Here is a 17,302-nt window from a genome sequence, read left to right as displayed (position 1 = left end):
TTATTCCGCGTGGCCTTTGTTGTTGGCTGACACCAGTTTCCAGACCTGACGTTCGCGCCAGGCCAGCGGGCTCATGCCGGTGATGCGACGAAATTCGCGATTGAAATTGGACTTGGTCTGGAAACCGCTTTCCAGCATGATGGCGGTGACCGATTGCTCGGTTTCTTCCAGCAGGCGGCAGGCATCGGCAACCCTCAACTGATTGATATATTGCGAGACATTGCCACCCGTGGCGCGGTTGATGGCCTGGGAAATCTGGCGACTGGGCAAGGCCAGTTTGCGAGCAAGACGGGACAGGTTGAGGTTCTCGTCGCGGTAAACCTTATGACCCACCATCAACGCCTCCAGCCGCGCCATGATCTCGTGGTCCTCGGCCGTGGGGCCTGATGGTTCTGGCTCCGGCTGCACGCCGCTTGACGATGCCTCCGGTTTACTGTCACCCGCGACCCATGCAGTGAGGCCAATCAGAAGCAGGCCCAGCAAGTTGCCGTTGCTGATGATGACGCCCGCATTTTCTCCGCGTGCCCAATGAAAATCCAGCAGAACGAGAATATCGAAAGCCGCCGAAAGGCACAGTGCGGCGGCGGCAAGATAAAGGGCGCGATGGACCGGCCCAACGCTTGCAAACTGCGCCTCCTCCAACCCGTCCGGGCCACGGCTGCCGAGCAGCACGATGGCGATTGCGTAGCCCACAAACAACGCAATGAGCGTAGCGTCGATGGCAATGGGATAAACGACCAAAAGCGCTGCGATCACCAACGGCGGCACGACGACACTGGCAATCGTCGCCATGCTTTCCAGACGCCAGCCATTCATCAGGCTGCGAAAACTGGCATAGGCGAGCGGCGGCAACAGCGAGGCCATGATCGGCAGCGCAAATCGCAGCCATTCGATCTGATACCCCCAGCGCAGACCCACAAGCGCTGATTGCACGGCACTGAGCGCAATCAGCGCCAGAAACGGGCGGTTGGCTTTACCCGCACCATGTCCCACTAGGATCGAGACCAGCATCATAAACAGCAGAAGTGAAACGACAATGGGCAAGGGAATGAAAAGCACGTGGGCTGACCCAAAACTTGAACCGACAATGGCTCCTACATGACCTGAATCGCGTTCGGGGACGACCTCAAACGTGATTCAGGGCGTGAAAAAAGTGAGGCGGGACGAAACCGGCATCGTTGCTCCAACCCATGAGGCCTTTCGATGCGAACCCTCCTCTCAGCTGTTCTCCTATCCACCCTCGCCATGACGCCCGCTTTTGCAGGTGGCGATGTCGGCACCCGCGACATTTCCATCCCCTCGCCCGCACGCGGCAAGGACCTTGCCGTGACCATTTGGTATCCTACCGATGGACAAGGTGATCGTGTCGATGTCGGCGAAAACAGGATTTTTGTGGGCGCTGCCGCACTCAAGAACGCAACTCCTCAGTCCGGCCATCTACCCTTGGTGCTCCTGTCGCATGGTTCCGGCTCTCGCGGCATCGGCATGGCCTGGATTGCCACCGCACTTGCTTCCGCGGGTTTCATCGTTGCAGCACCGGATCACCCCGGCACCACCAGTGGCGATTCCACCCCTGAAGATACGCCGAAAATCTGGGAGCGGACCGATGACCTCTCCACCATCATCACATCGCTCACGACCGGCGCACAATGGTCTCCTTTCATCGATGCCAATCGCATCGGTGTCTTGGGCTTTTCGCTGGGTGGCAGTGCGGCATTGGAACTGGCAGGCGCGCGGGCCAATCTGGACGCCTATGTGCAATATTGCGTCGATTACGCGCAATCCATGGATTGCACATGGTTCACTGGCGGGCGTGGCTATAAAAACGAAGAAAGGATCGATGTCCCGAAATTCGATTTGCGAAGCGTCGATAAAGCGCGCTTCGAACAATCAAACCACGATGAACGCATCCGCACCGCAGTTCTGGTCGATCCCGGTCTGGAGATCGCCTTCACAAAGGACAGCCTGAAAGAGATCCAGATACCGCTGTCCTTCATCAATTTGGGCAGTGTCGGTAAAATCCCCGTCTCTGTCCTGTCCGATCAACTCGCCAGAGACGTGCAGAATGCGGCATATGTGCAAATCGACGATGCGGACCACTTCAGCTTTCTGCCGGTGTGCAAGCCGGGTGCGGCAGAGCTTCTAAAGTCTGTTGGCGAGATCGATCCGATTTGCACACCCACCGACCGCGATCGGGAGGACATCCATGCGCAACTGGCAACGCTGATCGTCACTGCATTTCGCACAGCGCTGAAAGCCGATAACTGAGAAAGGCCACGGATTACAACCCGACTTTAGCAGGACGCCGGATGATTGCGCCGGCGTTCATGATATGAAGCTCATCTAACGCCAAGCCCTTTGGTCTTAACATTTTTTTCAAACCTCGGTTGCACAAGTTGAAACACGACGATTCCACGAGAAACGGGACGTCAGTTCAGAAGCGGGCTTTGGGGAAAGTTAATGATCATCGATAATTTGCTGGCGCGGTTTAAGATACAAACCAAGGTCATTGTGTTCATCGCGCCATTCGTTGCCAGTATTCTAGCAGTCGGGCTGTCCGGTCTATACGCATCTAACCTCCTGCAAAGCCGCATGGATGTTTCCAACACGATCCTGCGATCCTTGACCGGATTCAAGGAAGTCTATGGGGGAATGACATCGTTTCTCAGCAATACCAATGATGACACACGGGCCGCGTTGCACCGCCAGCTTTCAGAACAGGCCAATTTTCTGCGTGCAACCGAAGACGGTCATTCTCCGGAAATAAAAGACGCGATCGAGCGCACAGCAACCATCGACAAGCAGGTCGATGAGCTGTGGACCAGCCACGGTCAGGAACAGGCTCTTCGCGCCAGCATGAGTGCCGACCTTGGCACGATCACAAGCGAATTGCGCGGCCTTCTGGCCAATGCCACCAACATGAGAAGCACGTTGCAGACCGATGAGGCGAAAGCCAAGCTGATGTTGCGTGAAGCCGACAAACTGAACCGCGGCGCCAACGTGATCGCTACCGTGGTCACCGACTTCAACAAAACGACAGCGCCTGAAGAAAAGACCGCCGTCGTGAAGGCCGCCATCGGCACGCTGGAGAGCACCGTCAAGGAACTTGTCGCCATCGCCAATGTCGACCAGAAGATGATTATCGATCAGCTCGCCGACGGTGTGACGCAGATCCGCGCGCAGCTGGATATCGGTGTTGTCAACGACAGCACGGTTGGAACCATAGACCGCGTCGTCAACCTGATGCGCCCGGCGACAATCCGCCTCCAGGGATTTGCCTCCGTCAAATCACGACTGGCGACAGAAGTGTTTGGTAAGCTCGATCAGCCCATCGAGCAGGCAACAGCCTTCCTCGCCACCGCCCGCCAGATTGCCGAAGATGCCAAAAACCTGGAGCTGCAGATGGCTGGCTATGTGGCCGCACCCAGCAAGGCGTCGCTTGAGACCTTCCGAGACGCTGCATTTCGCCTGAATGTTTCCACCGGCGAAATGACCGGCGACACCAAGATGTCCGACGCCACGCGCAACAGCGCCAAGGCGATCGATAATCTGGCAACGAAACTGGATGGCTCCGCGACCGCGCTTCTTACCATTTCCCAGCAGCGCAAAGTTGCCTTCGGCATGGCCGAAGACGAAATCCGCAACGTTTGGGCAAGCCTGACGTCGTTTTCCGAAAAGCAGCGTACAGCAGCCGATACCGAACGCAGCAAGGCGAATGACATCTCCCTGTCCGCCATGGTCATTGGCGTTCTCGTCGCGATTTTCGCTGGTATCGGTCTGGTCATGACCTTCAAGGGACCGATCCTCGGTATCGTCAGCGCCATGAAACGTCTGGCAAAGGGAGAGATCGACATTCCGCTGGATGGAAAGAACCGTTACGACGAAATCGGCGACATGGCGCGTGCACTTGAAGTCTTCAAGGAGAATGCCGAAGAGCGCACCCGTCTTGAAGCCTCCACGCGAGAACAGCGCGCCTCCGCCGAAGCGGCCCGCCAGTTGAACGATGCCGAGCGAAAAGAACTGGATCGCCAGATCCAGTTTGCTGTTGCCGCTTTGGCGGGTGGCCTCAAGAGACTGTCCGCAGGCGACATTTCCACCACCATCGACACCCCGTTCAGTGATCGTCTCGAGCAGTTGCGCGTCGATTTCAACCAGTCCATGCTGCGATTGCGCGAAACCATGGGCGGCATATTGGAAAATGTCGGCGCCATCAGGGGCAACGCCCAGCAGATGTCTGAATCTGCCGTCGATCTTGCGCGCCGCACGGAACGTCAGGCTGCCTCGCTAGAGGAAACGGCGGCAGCCGTGGATGAGGTCAATTCCAATATGCGCAACGCCGTGGACCGTGCCCGTGAAGCCAACACCATTGTCGACAAGACCCGCCGCAACACCGATGATTCTCTCGTCATCGTCGGCAATGCGATATCGGCCATGGAGCGGATCGAGAATGCATCGAAGACCATCGGCAACATTACCGAGGTCATCGATTCCATTTCGTTCCAGACGAATTTGCTGGCTCTGAACGCGGGCGTCGAAGCCGCGCGCGCCGGTGAGGCGGGCAAGGGCTTCGCCGTCGTTGCCCATGAAGTTCGCGAGTTGGCGCAAAGATCGGCCGCGGCTGCCAAGGAAATCCGTCAGCTGATTGCCGTTTCAAACCAGGAGGTTGCCGCAGGTTCCAGCCTCGTGACCCAGACCGGCGAAGCGCTGGCACAGATCGGCACGCAAATTTCCCATGTCAGCGACCATGTCCAGCAGATCACGCAGGCTACGCAGGACCAATCGGTTGCCATGCAGCAGATCAACAGCTCCGTGGGTGAAGTGGATCTGCTGACGCAGCAGAATGCTGCGATGGTGGAAGAGACAAGTGCAGCCAGCGAACAGCTGAATGAAGAGACGGATCAGTTGCTCGGTCTGCTGGAGCAGTTCCGCCTTGACAGCACGCGGGATCACCGGCGCGCTGCCTGACCCAAAACGGGAATTTCAAACGTGAGCGCGGGCGGTTTCGTCCGCGCTTTTTGCTGTCATGCTCAATGCCGTCTCACGCAAACGTCATCTCGTCTTTCTCGTGATTTTCCCATCGTAAAGATTGGATTCAGCCTTTTTTGATAATTTGTCGTTAGTCATCTTTTTTCACGGTTCCAGGGTGGTGCATCTCGTGCTTGCCCGTCTGTTTTGCGTACGGATTCTCATGTATCGATCGACAGTACCAGCCATCTTTCTAGCCTGCCTATCCCTTGCGGGATGTACGTCCAGTTCCGGGCCGGAAAGCCTGATGGCGGGAATTCCTTCCAAGGAAACGACGAGTTCCGTAACGCCTTCGGCACCGGTGCCGCAGGCCAGTGTTGGCCAGACGCGCGCGCCGCTTCGTGCCGAATCTGCCCAGAAGGTATTGGCCTGGGGCGGACCGGTTCCGCAGGAACCCAAAGCCTTTGCCGCTCTCGATCAACAGGCCGCGCCGCGCCGTGTCGTGCCTCAGATCGACACGTCCATGTCGCCACAGGCCGGTGTCGGACTTCCAGATGAGGCGTCGGTGCAGATGGCCATGGCCGCCGCACCCGCCATCAATGCCGGGCCAGCCGTACGATCCCGCATCTTTCGCTCAAACTTCAGCGATGCCAAGCCGATCAATTTTGGCAGGATTACGCCACGGCACTTCGCCGTGCATGGCGTCGATGTTTCCCGCTGGCAGGGCAATATCGATTGGGAGAGGCTGAGATCACGCGGTGCCAACTTTGCGTTCATCAAGGCAACCGATGGCGGTGATCATCTGGACCCGATGTTCAAGACCAACTGGAACCGCTCCAAGGCCGCAGGACTTCGCAGGGGCGCCTACCACTTCTTCTACTGGTGCCGCCCCGCAAGCCAGCAGGCAGACTGGTTCATTCGCAACGTCCCGCGCGATCCCGATGCGCTGCCGCCCGTGATCGATGTGGAATATAATGGCGAATCCAGCTGCAAAATGCGGCTGCCGCGCGCCAAGGTGCTGGAAAAGATGCAGGTCTTCATGGACATGCTGGAAAACCATTACGGCCAGCGCCCGATCATTTATACTGCACCGGACTTCTACAAGGACCACCTGTCGGGTGAATTCCAGAACTATCCCTTCTGGCTGCGAGCCGTGGCTCAGCATCCGTCCAAGGTCTATCCCGACCGCAAATGGATGTTCTGGCAATATTCCGGATCAGGCCTGTCCCATGGTGTGGAGGGCAAAATCGACCTCAACGTCTTCAGCGGCAACGAGGAAAGCTGGCTTCGCTGGACATCGCGCCGTGGCAAAGGCTAATCAGGCCGCGGCTTCGTCGCCGATTTTTTCGCCCCGACGACACAGGCCACGACACCAACGGTTGTCAGCAGCATCGGGATGCTGACGATTTCGCCCAGCAGGCTTGCCGCCAGCACAAGCCCCATGAAGGGCTGGAGCAATTGCAATTGGCCAACGGCCGCGATGCCACCCAGCGCCAGTCCGCGATACCAGAAGATAAAGCCGATCAACATGCTGAACAGGGACACGTAGACAAGCCCTCCCCACGCGGCAACGTCAATCTCGCTCCACGATGCTGGCAGGGTGAAGAGTACGAGCGGCAGCATGATGGGCAGCGACAAAACCAGCGCCCATGAAATGACCTGCCAGCCGCCAAGCTTGCGAGACAAAACCGCACCCTCCGCATAGCCTATGCCGCAAAGCGCAATGGCCGCCAACATCAGGAGATCACCGGTCAGCGATGCCGACCCGCCCTGTGTCATCGCGAAACCAGCGACCAGTGCACTTCCTACACATGAGTACAGCCAGAACGCCAAAAGCGGGCGCTCGCCTCCGCGCAGAACGGCAAATATGGCCGTCGCCAACGGCAGCAGGCCGATGAAGACGACAGAATGGGCGGAGGTGATGTGCTGCAATGCCATGGCTGTCAGCAAAGGGAAGCCGACGACGACACCCAGCGAAACGATGGCCAGAGACAGCACGTCGCTCTGCGCGGGACGCTTTTGCCGAAAAGCCATGAGAAGCGCTCCCCCGAGCAGTCCTGCAATCGTGGCTCGCGCCAGGGTCAGAAATACGGGATCGAACCCCATGACCGCCAAGCGCGTTGCAGGCAAGGAGCCACTGAAAATCACCACGCCCAAAAATCCGCTCCACCAACCACTCGACTGCCGGTCCATTTGAATACTCCGTTTCCATGGATGTATGGGCCGGAATGGATGGTACAGACAGCGACAGTGCGATACAGTTTGTCGAAACTGTTCTGGTATTATGAGCAATACAGATGAATTTAGCTGCACCTGAACCTGGCGATCGCGCGCCGCGTATCAATAGCGTGATGATGGAAATCAGGCAGCGAATTTCTTCCCGCAGCCTTGCGGCGGGGGCAAAACTCCCATCCGTGCGCGCATTTGCAAAGACGATGCTGGTTTCAACCTCAACCGTCGTCGAAGCCTATGAACGGCTGATTGCAGAGGGTATCATTCAGTCTCGCCCCGGATCGGGATTCTATGTCGTCGCGGCTTTGGCTCCACTTTCGATAGCCGAGATCGGCCCTAAGCTCGACCGCGCGGTTGATCCCTTCTGGGTCTCGCGCCTTGCGCTCGGTGGTCAGGATGGCATGATAAAGCCCGGTTGTGGCTGGATGCCGCCTTCATGGATGCCGGAAGAGGCAATGCGCCGAGCCATGCGCACCGTGGCACGCGCCGATCCACACATCTTGACCGACTACGGCACACCGCTCGGACTTCTCCCCTTGCGGAAACTGCTGGCACGGCGACTGTCGGAAAACGGCGTGCATGCTGCGCCGGACCACATCATGCTGACGGATAGCGGCACGCACGCTATAGATCTGCTTTGCCGTTTTCTGCTGGAGCCAGGGGCGACGGTCCTGGTCGATGACCCCTGCTATTTCAATTTTCACGCTCTGCTGCGCGCTCATCGGGTCAAGGTCATCGGCGTGCCGTACACGCCATCCGGACCTGATGTGGCGGTGTTTGAACAGGCGTTGAACGAATACCAGCCGCGCCTCTACATCACCAATTCTGCGATCCATAACCCAACCGGCGCGGTTCTTTCACCCGTCACAGCGCATCGGGTGCTGATGTTGGCGGAAAGAGCCGGACTTACAATCATTGAAGACGATATTTTTGCAGATTTCGAAGACCACAAAGCACCGCGACTTGCGGCCTTCGATGGGCTGAACCGTGTCGTGCAGATCGGCAGTTTTTCCAAGACACTCTCGGCATCCGTTCGCTGCGGATACATCGCCGCGCCACAACGGTGGATAGAGCCTTTGACAGACCTTAAGATCGCCACGAGTTTTTCCGGCAACCAGCTTTGCGAGGCATTGCTCCTGGCCGCGCTGAAGGATGGCGGCTACAGGCGTCACATGGAAGCGGTGAAAGTCAGGCTGTCGCGAGCAAGGATGGAAACGGCAGCACGGCTTCGCATGCTTGACATCAAGCCATGGATCGAGCCGCAGGCGGGTCTATTTTTGTGGTGCAGCCTGCCTGACGGTGTCGATGCGGCAGCTGTCGCTCGGCTTGCCCTCTCGAAAGATGTTGTCCTTGCCCCAGGCAACATCTTCAGTCAGTCGCGAACCGCCTCGTCACATATGCGGTTCAATGTTTCACAGTGCGACGACCCTGAATTTGCAAAGGTTTTGCATGAAGCAATCGATGCGGCGCGCGCGACATCGTAGAGCTACCAGTTTTCACCCCTTATAGATTTCCGGAACCAATCACGCAAAATTGTATTTTCTCCCCTGGGAAGAGGAGAAACACCATGACATTCGATCCAAACCTGCCACGCGATCCCAATCTTCGTCCAGACCGCCCAGAACTTCGTACAACACCCGCAGCAGCCCGCAAATCGGCTAGCTGGGCGCCATGGGTAGCTGTTATCGCCGTTCTCTTGGTCGGTGGCTTCATCTGGATGCAGATGAGTGCTCCGTCAAAGACCAACGCAACAACGACGACGACCACGTCAACCCCAGCGCCAATGACGCCAGTCGCACCGAACAACACGGCACCTGCTTCGCCGAACACCGGCGGTACGCAGACACAGCCATAGGACTGATATCATTGCCAGACATGGAGATCGCTTGCCTCCGGGCAAGCAGTTTCGGGTGTGGCTGGCAAAAAACAGAGAGTCCTGCCGAAAAGACCCTGTGAGCGATCGCAACAGAAAGGGCGCCCCGGCGCCCTTTTCATATCAATCGTCGCTCATCTTCAGTGCGGCAATGAACGCTTCCTGCGGAATATCCACCTTGCCGAACTGGCGCATGCGCTTCTTGCCTTCCTTCTGCTTGTCCAGAAGTTTGCGCTTTCGGGTAGCGTCGCCGCCGTAGCACTTGGCGGTGACGTCCTTGCGCATGGCCGAGATCGTTTCGCGGGCGATGACGTTGCCGCCGATCGCCGCCTGAATGGGGATCTTGAACATGTGACGCGGTATGAGGTCTTTCAGCTTCTCGCACATGTCCCGACCGCGCTTTTCGGCAGCGGTGCGGTGGACCAGCATGGATAGCGCATCCACCGGCTCGCCATTGACCATGATCGACATCTTGACGAGGTTGCCTTCGCGGTAACCATCCAGATGGTAATCGAACGAGGCGTAACCCTTGGAGATGGATTTCAGGCGGTCGTAGAAGTCGAACACCACCTCGTTCAGTGGCAGCTCGTAGGTCAGCATGGCGCGCTTGCCGACATAGGTGAGTTCGGTCTGAACGCCTCGGCGATCCTGACAGAGCTTGAGAATGCCGCCGAGATAGTCATCCGGGGTGAGGATGGTCGCCTTGATCCACGGTTCGCGGATTTCAGAGATGCGAACAACATCCGGCATGTCGGCCGGGTTATGCAGCTCGCGCTCGGACCCATCGGTCATCGTCAGCTGATAGACCACCGAAGGAGCCGTCGCGATCAGATCGAGATCGAATTCGCGCTCGAGGCGTTCCTGAATGATTTCCAGATGCAGCAGGCCGAGGAAGCCGCAACGGAAACCGAAGCCGAGAGCGGCGGACGATTCCATTTCGAACGAGAACGACGCATCATTGAGGCGAAGCTTGCCCATGGCAGCGCGCAGGTCTTCGAAATCCGCAGCATCCACCGGGAAGAGACCGCAGAACACCACCGGCTGAGCCGGTTTGAAGCCCGGTAGCGCCTGCGCCGTCGGCTTCTTGTCTTCGGTAATGGTATCGCCAACGCGGGTATCGGCCACTTCCTTGATCGAGCCGGTGATGAAACCGATCTCGCCAGGGCCGAGGCTATCGACAGCCACCATCTTAGGCGTCAGAACGCCGACGCGTTCGACCTGATATTTCGCGTCCGTGCCCATCATGCGGATGGTCTGGCCCTTGGTCAGCACGCCATCGAGCACGCGCACCAGAACCATGACGCCGAGATAGGTATCGTACCAGCTATCGACGAGCAGCGCTTTCAACGGACCCTTTTCGCCAAGCTCGCTCTTTGGCGGCGGCAACTGGTGGACAATGGCTTCCAGAACGTCTGGGATGCCGAGGCCTGTCTTTGCTGAAATCAGAACGGCCTGGGAGGCATCGATGCCGATGACTTCCTCGATCTGTTCACGAATGCGGTCCGGCTCGGCGGCTGGCAGGTCGATCTTGTTCAGAACCGTGACGATCTCATGGTCGTTGTCGATGGCCTGATAAACATTGGCCAGTGTCTGCGCTTCCACACCCTGGGACGCATCCACCACCAAAAGCGAACCTTCACAGGCCGACAGCGACCGCGACACTTCGTAGGCAAAGTCGACGTGGCCGGGGGTGTCGATGAGGTTCAGGACATAGATTTCGCCGTTGTTCGCCTTGTAGTGCAGGCGCACGGTCTGTGCCTTGATGGTAATGCCGCGTTCCCGCTCGATATCCATATTGTCGAGCACCTGCTCGGACATGTCGCGCTCGGCAAGGCCGCCCGTCGACTGGATCAACCGGTCGGCCAGCGTGGATTTGCCATGGTCGATATGGGCGACGATGGAGAAGTTGCGGATATGGTCAAGCGGGGTGCGGGTCGAATTTGTGCTCATGCCCCGCGCTATAGCAGGGGCCCTTGCGCTGGAAAAGCGGGAATTTGGTTAAAAGCCTTTAAAGTTGGGCTTTTCCAGCCAGCAGACTGCGCGGATGGAGATAGGGGATGGCGGAAATCGTGAATGGCATGGACGGACGTTCAGGTCTCAGGGCGCGAATTCTCTCATCATGGATATTGACTCTACTATAAAGGATAATTAATCTATTATCATGGAACATCGGACAGACACCTTCGAACAGTCGATTGCGCAGCGCATCAAGCATCTGCGGACCCGCGGCAATCTCACGCTCGACCAGCTTGCCAGCGCTTCCGGCGTCAGCCGCGCCATGATTTCCCGTGTCGAGCGTGGCGAGGCGAGCCCCACAGCAGCGCTTCTGGCACGCATCTGTGCGGCCCTTGGGTTGTCGCTTTCCGGCTTCTTCGCGGAAGATGAAGACGCCGTCTCGCCGCTGATCAAAAGGCAGGACCAACCGACATGGCGAGACCCGGATACGGGCTATGTGCGGCGCGCCATCTCCCCTCCCCGCGTCGGCTCGGATGTCGATATCGTCGAGGTGAATTTTCCCGCGCGCGCAAAAGTCAGCTTTCCCCCGCATGCGGCCAGCCACGGCATGACGCAATATGTGTGGCTGCTGGAGGGTACGCTCGAAATGACTACAGGCGATGCCGTGCACCGGATGTCTTCAGGGGATTGCCTGTTCATGCCCGTTGGCGAGGGCCACACATTCCATAACCCGTCCGACACCCCCGCCCGCTACGCCGTGGTGCTGGACCAGCGCAAGCGTTGATATCTCAGGAGTTTTAGATGACGAATATCCGCACATTGACCGGTGGCGAGACACTGGCCGCACTGCCAGATCTTTGCGACATCGTGGCCGATTGCGTCAATGGTGGCGCTTCTGTCGGCTTCATGCTGCCTTTCGCACCCGCCGACGCAATGGCATATTGGCAAGGCGTGGCAGAGGCCGTGGATCATGGCGACACGATCCATGGCGTGGCACAGATAGACGGAAAAACAGTCGGCACGGTTCAGATCGGACTCGCCTCCAAACCAAACCAGCCCCACCGGGGTGACCTGATGAAGCTTCTGGTGCATCGGTCGGCACGCGGACTTGGTCTTTCGCGCAGGCTGATGGCGCATGTGGAGGCAGAGGCCGCAAACCGCGGAAGAACGCTTCTGGTCCTTGATACGGCAACCGGCAGCGATGCAGAGGCGATCTACCCTCGGTTTGGTTGGGAACGCGTGGGCGTGATCCCGGACTACGCGCTTTTTCCCGATGGGTCCTCTTGTGCCACCACTTTGTTTTACAAGCGGATCGCATAGCGCCTCATGTCTCCACCAACGAAAAGGGCAAGCGACAGCCCCTTGCAAATCTACGCCCGCTGAAGAATGATTCCGCGCATGACGAATGAGGGCACCATGGCAGACGCACCCCCCAAACCGCGCATTTCCATTATCTATTGCACGCAGTGCAACTGGCTCTTGCGTTCGTCATGGATGGCGCAGGAGCTTTTGCAGACATTCGCCGATAGTCTCGGGGAAGTCGCGCTGGTGCCAGCGACTGGGGGGCGGTTCGAAATCCTGGTGGACGGAAACGTCATCTGGGAGCGCAAACGCGATGGCGGTTTTCCCGGCGCGAAGGAACTCAAGCAGCGTGTTCGGGATGTCATCGACCCTACCCGCGACCTCGGCCATCTCGACAGGTCGAAAAACGAAGGCCTAGACACCTGATTCTCGAGGACGTTTAAGGGCAGCCATTCGCCACGCGAGACAGGCTTTGGTCTGGCGCATCGATTTTTTCGCTGAAAAATCAATGATCGTCACAAAACTTCAAAATCTCTGTTGACACCAGAGGGCTGCCCCCGTACATGGCTCCTCGTCGCCCAGATGGCGGAATTGGTAGACGCGCCAGCTTCAGGTGCTGGTACTCGAAAGGGTGTGGAGGTTCGAGTCCTCTTCTGGGCACCATTCCATTTTTGATCTTAGCCAGATCAAACACTTAGCTAAAAAATCACCATAAAAAACAGCGCCTTCGGGCGCTTTTTGCGTTGGTGCTCGCTTGGCTTGATGGGGCTTTGTCGCAGCACATATCTGCCACTCGGAATATTCTGGATACGATTACTGGCCGCTACCCGTCGCGCCCTCATTGGGGGAATGTTCTTCGCAATTGGGTGTGCAGGACAGAACCGTGCGGGCGGTCTGGCGGAAGACGCGGACGGTGTTGCCTTCGTCGATAGAGACGAGCACGCGTTGATCAACGATGGCATTTCCGTCGCTGTCCAGCAGGACCAGATTGGTGGTGCCGAAGCTTCGTCCGGTGAGAACGATGGTTGTCGCATCCGCAACAGTTGCGTCTGCGACCTTGGAATTGCCGATGATGACCTTGCTGACCGGCCGATCCAGTTTCAGGACACGGGCGTGGTTCATGGAAACGCGCAACATGTCGTCCTCGCTGGACATCGCCATTGCCGGTATCGCGGCAAGCACCACAAGCGCAACAGCAATTCTGGCCACGAAAACGGATGACATGGATATGGGCAGCCCTTGTTGACGCATCACGCGGTCTCTCATCCCCAACATCATGCGCCGGATTGGTGAATCAACAGTTAAACACAGATCCCATAACGAGACGCAGCAATGCTGCTATCACAAATATAGATTTTAACTGATAGTAATGCATCATAATGGCACGGGACTTGTATCATCTCAGGAAATATTATCGCAAGCAAAAGTCTCCGAAAACCTTGAGAATAAGCGCATCTCCTGCTTTATAAAAATTGATATTTTACTTTGATATATTGTTTACCACGCCAAATTACATAGGCTGTTTACGACTTCTTAAGGAAATTTTTTAAGCGATTGGAAAGTGACCTTCTGTAATTTGGCGTCAACCGAACAACGGCAAACAGTTGGCGGCGTGCTGATCAACAATCGACGAGTTTCAGGAGACAACCCATGACAAACATTTTCGCTCGCTTCATGAAAGACGAGTCCGGCGCGACCGCCATCGAATACGGCCTGATCGCAGCGCTGATTTCCGTTGCCATCATTACTGGTGCTACGACAGTTGGAACGCGTCTCGGCGCAATTTTCACGACACTTAGCACTCGCCTGACCACGGCCGCTACCGCCGCTAACAACTGATTGAGTTTGAAGTCGAACATCTTCGCGCCGCCCTTTCGGGGCGGCGTCATGCTTTAGCAACAGGGCCAATCCATTTCGGGGCTTATCATGGTCATCGCAGCTATCTTTCTGATCGTGCCCCTGTGCCTTGCCTTCGCGGCTCTCAACGACCTCTTCACGATGACCATTCCCAATCGCATTTCGGCAATTCTGCTTCTCTCGTTTGTTGTCGTCGCACCTCTCGCCGGAATGGACCTCCAGACCTTCGCCATGAGTCTTCTTGCCGGACTTATTGTCTTCGCGGCAAGCTTCGGCCTTTTCGCCTTGAACACAATGGGCGGCGGTGACGCGAAGCTGCTGACCGCGTCTGCCGTCTGGTTCGGCTTCGATACGGCACTGGCTGTCTATATGATTGCCGTTGCGATAGTCGGTGGCATTCTGACCATGGGTATTCTGTTTATCCGGTCGTACCGACAGGAAATCATGGTGACGGGCCTGCCCGTTCCAGACTCGCTGCTGGTCGCGAAGAAAGTGCCCTATGGCATCGCCATCGCTATTGCGGGCCTGTTGACCTATCCGGAAGCACCGCTGGTGCAACTTGCCATGCAACACCTGATGTAAATCGCTGAAGCGAAAAACAATCGCGTTTATTTCTCATTAACCACAAGCCAACACATTTTATTAACCATAATTACACCAATGGCGGGCCATGGTCAGAGTTAAGATTCTGACTCCTTCAAGGCCCGAGCATGAAACCGTCGCGCGTCGTCATTCTTTCCGTAGCTGTCGTTGCTGCCGGTCTTGCCGGGTTGCTGGCCATGCAGCTCGGTGGTCCGCAGCAGGTTGTCGAGCAGGCCGAAGCGATCATCCAGAAAGAGCCGACCGTCAATATTCTGGTCTCTTCCGTCAATCTGCCTGTCGGAAGCCGGCTGAGTGCGGATTCCGTACGCTGGGCGCCATGGCCGCAAGGCAGCATCAACGACAACTACCTGACCGAGAGCAAACGACCCGACGCCATTGCCGAATTGACCGGATCGATCGTGCGCCTGCCTTTGTTCGAAGGTGAGCCGCTACGCCCGGAAAAAGTTGTCGATTCCGGCACCAGCATCATGTCTTCGCTTCTGCCGGCGGGCAAGCGCGCGGTCGCCACGGAGATTTCAGTCGCCACGGGTGCAGGCGGGTTCGTGCTGCCCAATGACCGTGTCGACGTCATCATGGTCCGCAAGGGTGATGGCGGTTCGTTTCTCACTGAAAATGTTCTCAACAATGTCCGGGTTCTGGCTATCGACCAGCAGATCAAGGAAGGCGACAACGGCACGACATCGGTCGTCGGCGCTACCGCAACGCTGGAACTGACACCCGAGCAGGCCAAGATCATGACGGTCGCCCAACAGATGGCGGATCGGCTGACGCTGTCCCTGCGATCCGTGGCGGATGCCCAGGAAAGCGAGACGACGTCTGCCGACTACCTCTTGAGCGGTGGCTCCGGAAAACCAGCCATCCAGATCATCAAATCCGGCTCTATCGTCCGGGACGGACAGGGAGGGTCGTCACAATGACCAGACATCTCGCAATTCGCCGCCTTGCACAGTCCATGCGCTCGTCCGTTACCGGCGGCCTGGCGTTCTGCATTGCGTTCTCCGGCTTTCCCGGTCTGCATGCCCCCCTTGGTCTCTCGACATCTGAAGCGCTCGCCCAAAGCGCCAGCATCGTTCGCATCAGCGAAAGCGGACAGGGCGTTCGCAAACGGCTGAAGCTTGGCTTGAACAAGGCGCTCGTCATCGATCTGCCGCAGGATGCGCACGACATTCTCGTCGCCGACCCCAGCATGGCGGATGCGGTCACGCGCAGCTCGCGCCGGATCTATCTCTTCGGCAAGGCTGTGGGACAAACCAACATCTTCATCTTTGGAGATCAGGGCCAGGAAATCGTCAGCCTCGATCTTGAGGTCGAACGCGACATTTCAGGTCTTCAGGCCAATTTGCGCCGCTTCATTCCGGAATCGGACATTCGCGTCGAGATCGTTTCCGACAATATCGTGCTTTCGGGAAGTGTGCGCACGCCACAGGATTCCGCACGCGCCGTGCAATTGGCATCCGCCTTTCTCAAGGGCGGTGAAGCCACCACGCGCAACATTACCGAGACAAGCCAGAGCAATGGTGACGGAGCGGTCGCGATTTTTGCCGAAGACCGTCAGCAATCCTCCATCGTCAACATGCTGACCATCGAGGGTGAAGATCAGGTCACGCTCAAGGTCACGGTTGCGGAAGTCAGCCGTCAGGTTTTGAAGCAGCTTGGCTTCAACGGCTCGATCAGCGGTTCGGGCAGCGATCTGGGCGGGCGTATCTCATTTTCCAATCCCGCCAATCTCGGCAACGCCATCGGTCTCGCCGGCACGGGCAATGTCGCTGGCACCATCGGCAAGTTGACACTGGGTAGCTATTTCAACGCCATGGAACAGGCCGGCGTCATGCGCACGCTGGCCGAACCGAGCCTCACCGCAATTTCCGGCGAGCAGGCCAAGTTCTATGTCGGCGGCGAATTCCGCCTGCCTGCGGAACAGGAAGTGGCCATCGATGACGCCACCGGGCGACCGACAGTCACGCGCTCCACCGATAAGGTCGATTACGGCATCGAGTTGAATTTCCGCCCAGTGGTGCTATCGCCCGGGCGGATCAGCCTGAAAATCGAAACCAACGTTTCCGAGCCCACGTTCGAAGGCAGCGCTGCGACGGGCAATGGCAGCAGCGTTTCGATTCCCGGCAGCACCTATCTGTCGATCCGCAAGCGCGAGGCGTCCACCAGCGTGGAACTGCCCTCCGGTGGCTCCATCGTCATCGCCGGTCTGGTGCAGGACAATGTGCGTCAGGCCATGTCCGGCATACCGGGCGTTTCAAAGGTGCCTGTTCTGGGCACGCTGTTTCGCAGCAAGGACTTCATCCGCAACGAAACAGAACTCGTCATCATCGCCACGCCTTACCTCGTGCGTCCGGTATCACGCAACGAGATCGCGCGGCCCGACGACAACTTCAACCCGGAAAACGACGCCGCTATGTATTTCATGAACCGGGTGAACAAGGTCTATGGCAACCGGCAAGAGGCACACACACAGCCCTATCAGGGCTCGGTAGGGTTTATCTACAAATGACACAGATG

The 17,302-nt window shown here is 57.6% G+C and carries 16 protein-coding genes and 1 tRNA gene; 13 read left to right on the top strand and 4 right to left on the bottom strand.

Features of this window, described 5'->3' with window-relative positions:
- Window positions 1–1,059 (bottom strand): helix-turn-helix domain-containing protein, encoded by a 1,059-nt coding sequence (locus RMR21_RS00735; protein WP_498668842.1) that lies wholly within the window; start codon window positions 1,057–1,059, stop codon window positions 1–3.
- Between the two features lie 144 nt (window positions 1,060–1,203).
- On the opposite strand from RMR21_RS00735, the gene RMR21_RS00730 reads away from it, so the two are divergent.
- From RMR21_RS00730 to RMR21_RS00720, 3 genes are all read left to right on the top strand, one after another.
- Window positions 1,204–2,268, top strand: coding sequence for an alpha/beta hydrolase family protein (locus RMR21_RS00730; protein ID WP_498668841.1), 1,065 nt, complete (start codon window positions 1,204–1,206; stop codon window positions 2,266–2,268).
- A gap of 192 nt (window positions 2,269–2,460) precedes the next feature.
- Window positions 2,461–4,965 (top strand): methyl-accepting chemotaxis protein, encoded by a 2,505-nt coding sequence (locus RMR21_RS00725; protein ID WP_498668840.1) that lies wholly within the window; start codon window positions 2,461–2,463, stop codon window positions 4,963–4,965.
- Window positions 4,966–5,188: 223 nt separating this feature from the next.
- Entirely contained in the window at window positions 5,189–6,283 is a 1,095-nt protein-coding gene (locus RMR21_RS00720) for a glycoside hydrolase family 25 protein (RefSeq protein WP_498668839.1), read from the top strand.
- Here the strand turns inward: RMR21_RS00720 and RMR21_RS00715 are convergent.
- Complete coding sequence (locus RMR21_RS00715; protein ID WP_498668838.1) at window positions 6,280–7,158, bottom strand: DMT family transporter; 879 nt, start codon at window positions 7,156–7,158, stop codon at window positions 6,280–6,282. The two genes, RMR21_RS00720 and RMR21_RS00715, sit on opposite strands and share 4 nt — an antisense overlap.
- Before the next feature lie 104 nt (window positions 7,159–7,262).
- On the opposite strand from RMR21_RS00715, the gene RMR21_RS00710 reads away from it, so the two are divergent.
- Both RMR21_RS00710 and RMR21_RS00705 read left to right on the top strand, forming a co-directional pair.
- A complete protein-coding gene (locus RMR21_RS00710) occupies window positions 7,263–8,681 on the top strand; it encodes an aminotransferase-like domain-containing protein (RefSeq protein ID WP_498668837.1) in 1,419 nt (472 codons plus the stop codon).
- An 83-nt stretch (window positions 8,682–8,764) separates the two neighbouring features.
- A complete protein-coding gene (locus RMR21_RS00705; protein ID WP_498668836.1) occupies window positions 8,765–9,052 on the top strand; it encodes a hypothetical protein in 288 nt (95 codons plus the stop codon).
- A gap of 141 nt (window positions 9,053–9,193) precedes the next feature.
- Here the strand turns inward: RMR21_RS00705 and lepA are convergent, their stop codons facing one another.
- Window positions 9,194–11,032 (bottom strand): translation elongation factor 4, encoded by a 1,839-nt coding sequence (gene lepA, locus RMR21_RS00700; RefSeq protein WP_498670197.1) that lies wholly within the window; start codon window positions 11,030–11,032, stop codon window positions 9,194–9,196.
- Between the two features lie 199 nt (window positions 11,033–11,231).
- On the opposite strand from lepA, the gene RMR21_RS00695 reads away from it, so the two are divergent.
- The 4 genes from RMR21_RS00695 (at window position 11,232) to RMR21_RS00680 (ending at window position 12,991) form a co-directional block, all read left to right on the top strand.
- Window positions 11,232–11,810, top strand: coding sequence for a helix-turn-helix domain-containing protein (locus tag RMR21_RS00695; protein WP_498668835.1), 579 nt, complete (start codon window positions 11,232–11,234; stop codon window positions 11,808–11,810).
- 17 nt (window positions 11,811–11,827) lie between these two features.
- Window positions 11,828–12,346, top strand: coding sequence for a GNAT family N-acetyltransferase (locus RMR21_RS00690; RefSeq protein WP_498668834.1), 519 nt, complete (start codon window positions 11,828–11,830; stop codon window positions 12,344–12,346).
- A 96-nt stretch (window positions 12,347–12,442) separates the two neighbouring features.
- Window positions 12,443–12,754 (top strand): Rdx family protein, encoded by a 312-nt coding sequence (locus RMR21_RS00685; protein ID WP_498668833.1) that lies wholly within the window; start codon window positions 12,443–12,445, stop codon window positions 12,752–12,754.
- Between the two features lie 150 nt (window positions 12,755–12,904).
- A tRNA-Leu gene (locus tag RMR21_RS00680) sits at window positions 12,905–12,991 on the top strand.
- 150 nt (window positions 12,992–13,141) lie between these two features.
- Here the strand turns inward: RMR21_RS00680 and RMR21_RS00675 are convergent.
- A complete protein-coding gene (locus RMR21_RS00675) occupies window positions 13,142–13,489 on the bottom strand; it encodes a pilus assembly protein N-terminal domain-containing protein (protein ID WP_498670196.1) in 348 nt (115 codons plus the stop codon).
- A gap of 489 nt (window positions 13,490–13,978) precedes the next feature.
- Here RMR21_RS00675 and RMR21_RS00670 point away from each other — a divergent pair, with 489 nt between their 5' ends.
- The 4 genes from RMR21_RS00670 to RMR21_RS00655 all read left to right on the top strand — a co-directional run bounded on the left by RMR21_RS00670 (window position 13,979) and on the right by RMR21_RS00655 (window position 17,294).
- A complete protein-coding gene (locus RMR21_RS00670) occupies window positions 13,979–14,167 on the top strand; it encodes a Flp family type IVb pilin (RefSeq protein WP_498668832.1) in 189 nt (62 codons plus the stop codon).
- Window positions 14,168–14,254: 87 nt separating this feature from the next.
- Window positions 14,255–14,767, top strand: coding sequence for an A24 family peptidase (locus RMR21_RS00665; protein WP_498668831.1), 513 nt, complete (start codon window positions 14,255–14,257; stop codon window positions 14,765–14,767).
- A 128-nt stretch (window positions 14,768–14,895) separates the two neighbouring features.
- Window positions 14,896–15,705, top strand: a complete 810-nt coding sequence (cpaB, locus tag RMR21_RS00660) for a Flp pilus assembly protein CpaB (protein WP_498668830.1) — start codon at window positions 14,896–14,898, stop codon at window positions 15,703–15,705.
- Window positions 15,702–17,294 (top strand): type II and III secretion system protein family protein, encoded by a 1,593-nt coding sequence (locus RMR21_RS00655; protein ID WP_498668829.1) that lies wholly within the window; start codon window positions 15,702–15,704, stop codon window positions 17,292–17,294. The genes cpaB and RMR21_RS00655 overlap by 4 nt, the downstream gene beginning before the upstream one ends.
- Window positions 17,295–17,302: the final 8 nt, after the last annotated feature.

The sequence above is a fragment of the Agrobacterium sp. rho-8.1 genome (assembly GCF_033957725.1).
Taxonomy (GTDB): Bacteria; Pseudomonadota; Alphaproteobacteria; order Rhizobiales; family Rhizobiaceae; genus Agrobacterium.
This window is presented reverse-complemented; position numbering and strand designations above follow the sequence as displayed.